Raw genomic sequence first — 8650 nt, 5'->3', positions numbered from 1 at the left:
TGCTGCCGGGCCTGGTCGCCCGTGGCGGCGATCTCGTCCGTTTCCCGGGACCGGTCGGTGCGAACGATACGGGGACAGAGAACAAACGATGACGATATTCGGTGAGGTGAAATGAGCGCGAATCCCTTCGACGACGAGGACGGCCGGTTCTTCGTTCTGGTGAACGACGAGGCGCAGCATTCGCTGTGGCCGGCCTTCGCCGACGTTCCACACGGGTGGCGAATCGTATTCGGCGACGGCAGCCGGGCCGCCTGCGTGGAATACGTCGAGAAGAACTGGACCGATCTGCGTCCGGCCGGCCTGCGGGAAGCGATAGCGGCCGAATAGGTTTCCCGGCTCTCCGCCCAGCGACCGGTGCCGGGGGTTCCGGTCGAGGTCGACTGGGCGGAGACCGGTCGCCGGGCTGCGGCGCGGCAACGTCGTGCGCACCGGCTGCGGCGCGAGCCGGTGCTCAGCAGTTCGAGGGAGCCCGGTCGCCGCGGAAACGTCCCTCGAGCCAGGTGAGCACCGCGGGGACGCCGAGTACTGCCGCGGACAGATGTTCCGGGGATATCGTCAGTTCTGCCTGCACCGGCACCCCGGCGTCGCAGTACCGCCGGTTCGTCCGGACGATGGAATCCACCGGAATGAGCGGATCGCTGGCCGAATGCCATTCGAAAATGGGTATGTTCGGCACGCCGTCGAACAATTCCAGACTGTTCTGCTCGACCACCGCGCGTGCTTCCGCGTCGCTCACCAGCGACATGCTGGTGGCGTATTCGGCCACATTGTGCCCCGCCCCGGCGGCCAGAATCTCATTGGTGCAGCCGTTGGCGACGGTGCCGCGGGCGGCCAGGCCCCGGGTGTTCATCGAATCGCTGATGGGAAAACTATCGGGATATTCGCGTTCGAGTCCGATACCGGCCGCCATGACGAGACCGAAGGCGGGATGCGGAGTGGTGTTCACCGCCTCGAGCATGCGCACCAGATTCATCGGGACACCACCGGTCGCGGCGCCGGCGATCTCCAGTTCGGGTGCGTAGTGCGGGGCCAGCGCGGCCGCCCATGCCGTGGCCATACCGCCGCCGGAATATCCGGCCATGGCGATGCGGCTGCCGCTCAGGCCCAGTCCGGCCGCCCGTGCGGCCCGGATGCCGTCCAGGGTGATCTGGCCACCGAGCCGGGCCGCGCCGTAGGCGAAGGTCGGGCCGAGGTGGTCGGGCAGGGCCACACTCCATCCGCGGGCCAGCACCGCGTTCAGTGCGGCGGCTTCGCGGACCTGCAGGGTCGGATCGGGTGTGTAGAGCACCCGGGAGACCGCGCAGCGGGCGCCGAGGCCGTTGATGATGTGCTGGTAGGACAGCAGCGGTCCATCGGGGACGCGCCACTGTGGCGTGAGCACGGTAGAGGTCGCCGCGATCGGCAGTCCGCGCGAATTCGCCGAGCGGAATTTCACCAGGGTCACGGTGGTGCCCGGGAATATCGGAAGTGGCGGCATGGTCCGCGTTTCCAATATCTCGCCCGGCGATTTCTCCGCGATATCGCCGGGGGCGGCATAGAAGGGGTCCGGATCGGGTAGTGGATAGAGCGGCGCGGCTACGGCTGGGCTCGCGCCGAGCGCAGATACCGCCGTCACGCCGCTGAGGAGTACGGCGCCGAGGGCGCGTACCAATAGATTTCGATCGATCGTCGGGATCTGCACGCGACAAGTATCACGGACCGTCGCGCGATTTCGTGAACGTGCGCGTTCCAGTCGCGTTGTGTCGTGTCCGGAGGACGACGACGGCATCCCATTTATCTCGTGTGTCCGCGCAGGCGACCTGTCCGGTCCCTGCCACGCAGTGGTCGCCGGTGCGGTGAGTTCCACTGCGTGACAGGGCCGACGCGACGGCCTCCGGTTACCAGGAGACGTTGATATGCCCGGGACTCCAGAGACCGGATCGGGGCTCCTGGGTGACCGTCGGCACCGCGGTCCGCGCCGCGGTGTCGAGGGGGGTCAACCGCTGTAGCTGACCCCAATCGTGGCTCCAATCGTCCTTCAGATAGGTGGCCAGGGTCTGCGAGCTGAGCAGCTGCCGACTCCAGCCGAGCGGCCCGCCGCCATCGTGACGCTGCCACAGATTGGTGGTGTTGGCGGCCGGCCGGTCGGGCAGGATGCGCCAGCCGGGCGTCTGCGCGATACCGTCCTTGTGGTCGTAGGGCCGTTGACACGGGAACTGCAGGCCCACGGCCCAATCGAGCAGGACCGGCTGGTCCGATCCGATCAGGTCGTTCAGCGTGCGGGTCTGCGGGATCCGCGGCGGCGTCAACGCGATCCACTGCTCGGGGTCCAGCGTCTTGTCCTTGGCGACGATGCGCACTACATCGGCCTGTTCCGGTATCTGGTCCAACGGCACCCGCAGGTTCCGCCACGACGGCGTCGGACCGATATCGATCGGTATCACCGTGCCGAGCGGCCGCGCCGTGGTCGCCGAATCCGTGCTGCCGTATTCGATGTCCACGGGTTGTCCGGGCATCACCGAACCGTCCTGCGTGATCGCGCGGAACCGGCCCGCCGCGGTGATCGCCATGATCCCCTGGCGGTCGCCGGGGTCCGGTAACCGGTACCAGCCGGTGGTCAGCTCCGCAGCCTCCTGCTGTCCGGCGGTGCCGAGAACAGGAGTGCCGGGGGAGAGCCCGAAGGGCAGTGGCGCGCCACCGGTTTGCGTCCCGGAGCTGTTGTCGGACCTATCCAGCGCGTCCGCGATGCTGTCGTCGTCTTTCGACTGATCGTCGTCGTCGGAGGTGACGTCGTCGACGCCGTTGGGTACGAATCCGGACGCGTCACCGGTGAAGGTGCTCGCCGGGTCACCGTTGAGCGGCGCGAGCATCGAGGCATCGGGGTCGGTCTCGACCAGTACATCGTTGGCGAGCCCGCACGGCTTGCCCAGTACCGCGTCGATATTGGAACGAGCCAGCGAGAACGCCGGATACTGGGTCGCCGCGGCCGTCGCGAACGAACCCACCTGGAACAGTACGATCAGCGCCGCGGCCACCGTCAACGGAGGTACTTTCACCAGCCGCCAGGCGCGCGGCGAGACCCGGTGCGGTGTACCCGGTTCCGGCGCCCGGACATGCCACCAGGCGGCGAGCAGCAGGCAGAGCACGGCGATGGTCAGGAAGATCTGGCTCATTGCGACGCCGCCGATCGTCGGCGCCCGGTCCCACCACGGAATACCGTGGCCGGACGCGTAGAACCACTTGTTGACGCCGGTGAAGATCTGCGCCATCACCACCGCCACGATGGCCGCGAACAGTGCCCGGTAACGCGGGGCCCGCAGCACCTTCGGGCCCACCGCCACCGCCGTGACGACGGCGACCGCTCCGGCCAGTCCGGCGAAGACACCGTTGTGGTGGGTGAACTTCGTCGGCACGGTCGCCATCAGCAGCATCGCACCGAAGGTGATTCCCAGTAGCCGTTTCGCCGGACCCGACGCGACACAGGGGATCCGGCTGCCCTTGCGCAGCATCACGAAGGTGCACACCAGCAGGCCGAGCCACATCGCGACGACCCCGAAGCGGCGGCCGATCGAGCCGTCCGCGGTGGGGGTGAACAGGCGCTGGTAGGCCTGGTAGTCGTCGTACCAGGGCACCGCGGGCCCGACCGCGTTGTGCACGCGGGTCATCTCGAACAGCGCCGAGAGCGGCTGTACGCCGAACGCGAAGACCAGTACCAGTGTGCCGGCCGCGGCGAGTGGGGCCAGCAGTGCGCCGTAGGCCGGCAGCCGGGAAACCCACCGGGGCCGGGATCCGGCGGAGCCGAGCGGGCCGTCCTGCCCGGCGGCGGTCGCGGTCAGCGCGCGGGCCCGGTCGATGCCGAATCGCACCACCGAACGTGCCCCGGCCGCCAGGGGCGCGAAACAGATCACCCCCGAGGGCGCCGCGGTGAGACTGAACGCGGCGATCAGCACGGCTATCGCGTAGGGCAGCAGCCGTTTCGCCGCGATGGCGCGTTCGACGAAACACCAGGTGAGCAGGACCGCGACCGCGATCACCGGTTCCGGCCGCAGACCGTTGTTGTAGGGGAGCCATATCGCGAGAAATCCCAGTGCGCCGGTCCACACCACGATCTTGTCGTGGCGTAACCGCGTTCCGAGCCGGGGCATGACCTCGCGGCTCAGCGCCAGCCACGCGATGACCCCGGCCAGCAGGGTGGGCAGCCGCACCCACGGGCTGGCGGTGCTGATCTCGGTCATCTGCGCGATCACGTCGTAGGGCGGCGTGCCGACCGGATTCTCGGGCACGCCGAAGAACCGGAAGTAATTGGCCATGTAACCGGAGGCCAGTGAGGTGCGGGCCATGCCGAACTGGTAGCCGTCGTCGGAGGTCGTGGAGCCGATGAAATGCCACAGCAGCAGGGTCGCGAGCACCGTGGCGTCGATGCCGGTGAAGGTGCGCCAGCGCCGCGGTATCAGACGTCGCATCCGAAGCCCGCGGGATCGGTCCAACCGGTACAGCGCCGCCAGGGAGACCAGTGTGAACACCACCGCCAGCACCGTGGCGGCGCGTTTGAGGAGCGTCGGCTCGACCGAGAACCGGCTGTCCACCTCCGCGGTGACCGAGGTACCGCCCGAACTGGGCAGATCGCTGAAGATCCCGACCAGCTGGGGCCGGAAATCCCCGTACAGCACCACCGGCTCGGTATCGGTGCCGGTCAGCTCCGCCGTGGTGGACGAGCTGTCGGAATGCACCGTGAGGGTGGCGCCGGTAAGGCTGTCCAGCGGGACGCCGAACATCGACTGGCTGCGCAGTATCACCTCGAGGCGTGCGGGTTCACCGTTGCGTTCGGGCTGCACCCGAGCGACGAAACCGTACTTCTCGAGGTCGGGCGCGTCCGCGGGCATGGTCGCGGCGGCCGGTCCGCCACGTTCGGACAGCTGCGCCAATGCGGCGCCGGGAATGGTGACATCGAAGGTCAGCGGCGCGTACGACATCAGCGGCGCGCTGATGCTGCGGGTCGAACCGTCCTGGGGCCATGCGAGCGTGGTCCGGTCGACGTGCACCGGCAGCAGTGGCACCGCGACGGCGCACAGTGTCGCGAGCAGGCCGGCGATCAGGGCCACCCACCTCGCCCATTGTCCGCGTGCGGGCCGAATGGCCCCGGGTTGCTCGCCCGAGGGCGCCTCGTCCGCCCTCACCATGGTGTCCGTCACGGGGGGCGATCGTATCGTGACGCATTCGTAACCGGAGGAATCGGGCGAACTATTCTCAGCCTGCGCTCAGCGGGATTGCGGTGCGCAGTCCTCTGAACAGGGACGGCGTATTTTCGGGTCGCGCGCCGGGTGGCGGAACGGGATTTCCGATCGCGAGAACCTCGCGAGCCCGGGGGCGAGTGCCGGGGCGGGGCACACGCCCGCGAGTCGGCTCCGCGAACTATCGGTTTCCGGCGTGCACGGGCGCCCCGACATCCGTGAGACCGGCCAGAGCCGGCGGCAGCGGTGCCCGGTGCAGGACACCCAGCCGCTGGGTGGCGCGGGTAAGGGCCACGTACAGTTCGGCCGTGCCGCGTGGGCCTTCGGCCAGGATCCGCTCCGGTTCCACGATCAGCACCGAGTCGAACTCCAGTCCTTTGGTCTCCGAGGCCGGTACGGCGCCCGGCACGCCCGGCGGTCCGATCACCACGCTGGTGCCCTCGCGCCCGGCTTCCTCCTGGACGAATTCGGCTATTGCCGCGTCCAATTCGGCTGCGGTGACCTGCCGGGACCAGGGCCGCACGCCGCACGCGCGAACCGATTCCGGCGGCTGTACTCCCGGCGCGAACTCGGCGAGCAGTGCCGCGGCCACGGTCATGATCTCCGCCGGTGTCCGGTAGTTCACCGAGAGCGAGCGATACTGCCAGCGGCCGGGAACGTAGGGCTCGAGCATCGTCTTCCACGATTTCGCGCCGGCCGCCGACCGTCGTTGGACGAGATCGCCCACTACCGTGAAGGACCGACCCGGGCAGCGCCGCATCAGCACCCGCCAGTCCATTTCGGACAGTTCCTGAGCCTCGTCCACCACGACGTGCCGGTAAGTCCAATCGCGGTCCGCCGCCGCGCGTTCGACGAGCTCCCGGGTATCGCGCTCGACGAAACGGTCGGCCAGATCCTCGGCGTACAGCATGTCCTGGGCGAACAGATGGTCCTCGTCGTCCATCATGTCCTCGCGCCCGACCATGAGATCCAGCACGCCGGCCGCGTACTGGGCCTGGGCCTTGTCTTCCCGCTCGGCCGCCACATCCGCCGACTTGTCACCACCCAGCAGATCGACCAGTTCGTCGAGCAGCGGCACGTCCGATACCGTCCAGGCGTCACCCTCGGCGCGCCACAGCGCCTGTTCCGCGCCGGCCGCGCGTAGCCGCTCGGGTGCGGCGAACAGCTGTGCCAGCAGCGCTTCCGGCGTCAGCACCGGCCAGAGCTCGTCGAGCGCCGCGGTGAAGGCGTCGTTTCCCGCGAGCTCCTCGATCAGATCTTTGCGCAGGTCTTCCCAGGCGTCACGGTCCGACCTGGTCAGCCAGCCCCGGCCGATCCGGCCGATCGCCCGTTCGGTGAGCACATAGGTGATGATCTCCCGGAACACCGTGCGGGCTTCGTTGTGCGGTCGCCCGCTCACGCGCGCCTCCTCCCGGGCCCATTCCGCGGTCTCGGCATCGATACGCACCGTCACGTCGGCGAGTTCGATGGGCAGCGGTCGCTGCGGCAGCCGCTGCCGATCGGCGATCGCCGCCGCCAGCACCTCGAGGATCTGCAGCGACCCTTTGATCCGCGTGGCCTCCGGCGCGTCCTCCGCGGTGACGTGCAGGCCGGGGACGAGGTCACCGGTGGTCGTGAACACCACATCGGACTCGCCGAGCGACGGCAGCACGCGGCCGATGTGGTTCAGGAACGCCGGGTTGGGGCCGACGACGAGCACCCCGTGGCGCTCTATCCGTTCCCGCTGGGTGTAGAGCAGGTAGGCGACGCGATGCAGCGCCACCACCGTCTTCCCGGTGCCCGGCCCGCCCTCGATCACCAGGACCCCTGGGTGATCGAGCCGGATGATCTCGTCCTGTTCGGCCTGGATCGTCGCGACGATATCGCGCATCCCGTCACCGCGTGGTGCCGCGACCGCCGCGAGCAGGGCCGCGTCGCCACGTTCGGCCCCGTCGGGACGTCCCAGCACCTCGTCGGTGTAGTCGACCACGCGTCGACCGCGACTGTGGAACTGGCGACGGCGCCGCATGTTCTCCGGGGTCGCGGCGGTGGCGACGTAGAACGCGCGAGACGCGGGCGCCCGCCAATCGAGTAATTTCGATTCGAACTCGTTGTCCGCGTCGAGCAGGCCGATCCGCCCGATATAGGAGACCTCGCCCGACAGGGTGTCCAGTCGGCCGAAGCACAGTTTGTTGTCCGCCACGTCGAGCCGCTTCACCTCTTTGGCCAGCGCGCGCACCTCGGCATCGCGATCCAGCAGGGTCCCGCCGTTTCCCCGCAACGTCGCGGCGTACCGTTCCCCGGCTCGGGCGCGCTCGGCGTCCAGCTGTTCGTAGAGCCCGTCCACGTAGGTCCGCTCGGACCGCAGCTCGGTCTCGTACCCCTGCTCTGACATATGCCCTCGTTCCCTCGGCTCGCCGATCCCCGCGGTGCGCTCGGACACGGGTCCGCCGCTCCGGTGAAGTGCGACGGGCGTGGCGACGTGTCCACCCCTGCCGGGGCGTACGACGGCACGCTCTTCCGTGGCCCGTGTCCTCGGCTTCTGGGCTCGGCGGATGATTCTGCGGCAAGACCGGGGTCTTGCCGCAAGCCCCCCTGTGCGCTATATGTTGAAAGTGGAAAGGCTGGAACTGGCCTTTCCTTACTCGGTCGAGTGGGCACACTCACAGTTCTTTCCGGTCCGGAATCTCCCTGCCGACACCATTGCCGTGAACTGTCGTCCTCCACTGTTGCGACCCGAACCGCGGGGACCGCAAGACCGGGGCGATGACCGCGGTTCGATGATCATTCGCGGCGGGACCCACTCCGTGAGCGCGCGGCCGGGCCGTCACCGTTCGGCGGGGGCCTGCCAACATCGACGCATGCTCGGCTCGGCCCGGCGGTCCACCAGTTCGATCCGGAACCCGCCGGGTTTCTGCAGGAACGCGAAGAACAGTGCGCCATCCGGCATCTCGCGGGTCGCTTCGACCTGCCATCCGTGCCCGACCAGTTCCGCGATATCGGCGGTCACGTCGTCGGACCAATATCCGAGGTGATGCACACCACCGCCGGCGACCGGTTCCCACAGTGTTCCCGGCACGGCACGCACTACCTCGAGTCGCGGCTCGGTGATCGAGAACACGCACGCCAGCTCGACATCGTCGACGCCGGAGGGTCCGGTCACCTGGACGATATTGCCCAGTTGGTCGCCCCATTCGTAGCCGAGGGCGGCCGATAGCGCGGCGACGGTCGCGGCCATATCCGTGGTCACCAGGCCGAGATGGAAGTGGTCGTCAGCCTTCATGGCGGAGAACCTTTGCGCGCCGTGACCGGACAGCACGTGCCGGCCTATCGATCAGAATCTCATTCTCTTGCATAAGAAGAATATTCTCATCGAGCGGGGGTGGGTGCAATGGCGCCGACCTCCCGACCGGATAAGAAATCCGATTCATCGGGACGAGCAGGCAGGGGAGCGCCGGTCC

General features: G+C 68.5%; 5 protein-coding genes. 1 reads left to right on the top strand and 4 read right to left on the bottom strand.

Annotated elements, in window-relative coordinates; translation table 11 throughout:
* Positions 1–111 precede the first annotated feature (111 nt).
* A complete protein-coding gene (locus tag OG804_RS08955) occupies positions 112–327 on the top strand; it encodes an MbtH family protein (RefSeq protein ID WP_328395802.1) in 216 nt (71 codons plus the stop codon).
* Positions 328–451: 124 nt separating this feature from the next.
* Here the strand turns inward: OG804_RS08955 and OG804_RS08950 are convergent, their stop codons facing one another.
* From OG804_RS08950 to OG804_RS08935, 4 genes are all read right to left on the bottom strand, one after another.
* Positions 452–1666, bottom strand: coding sequence for a lipase family protein (locus tag OG804_RS08950; protein WP_442941866.1), 1215 nt, complete (start codon positions 1664–1666; stop codon positions 452–454).
* A gap of 211 nt (positions 1667–1877) precedes the next feature.
* Positions 1878–5159, bottom strand: coding sequence for an arabinosyltransferase domain-containing protein (locus OG804_RS08945; protein ID WP_442941865.1), 3282 nt, complete (start codon positions 5157–5159; stop codon positions 1878–1880).
* Positions 5160–5391: 232 nt separating this feature from the next.
* Positions 5392–7584 (bottom strand): RNA polymerase recycling motor ATPase HelR, encoded by a 2193-nt coding sequence (helR, locus tag OG804_RS08940; protein WP_328395796.1) that lies wholly within the window; start codon positions 7582–7584, stop codon positions 5392–5394.
* 432 nt (positions 7585–8016) lie between these two features.
* On the bottom strand, positions 8017–8472 hold the full coding sequence (locus tag OG804_RS08935) for a VOC family protein (protein WP_328395794.1): 456 nt from the start codon (positions 8470–8472) through the stop codon (positions 8017–8019).
* Positions 8473–8650: the final 178 nt, after the last annotated feature.

This window comes from Nocardia sp. NBC_00416, from assembly GCF_036032445.1.
Classification (GTDB): domain Bacteria; phylum Actinomycetota; class Actinomycetes; order Mycobacteriales; family Mycobacteriaceae; genus Nocardia.
This window is presented reverse-complemented; position numbering and strand designations above follow the sequence as displayed.

Excerpts from the sequence above, each read along its gene's own strand:
- OG804_RS08945 (WP_442941865.1), bottom strand. The coding sequence starts at position 5,159 with ATGGTGAGGGCGGACGAGGCGCCCTCGGGCGAGCAACCCGGGGCCATT.
- OG804_RS08935 (WP_328395794.1), bottom strand. The coding sequence starts at position 8,472 with ATGAAGGCTGACGACCACTTCCATCTCGGCCTGGTGACCACGGATATG.
- OG804_RS08955 (WP_328395802.1), top strand. The coding sequence starts at position 112 with ATGAGCGCGAATCCCTTCGACGACGAGGACGGCCGGTTCTTCGTTCTG.
- helR (WP_328395796.1), bottom strand. The coding sequence starts at position 7,584 with ATGTCAGAGCAGGGGTACGAGACCGAGCTGCGGTCCGAGCGGACCTAC.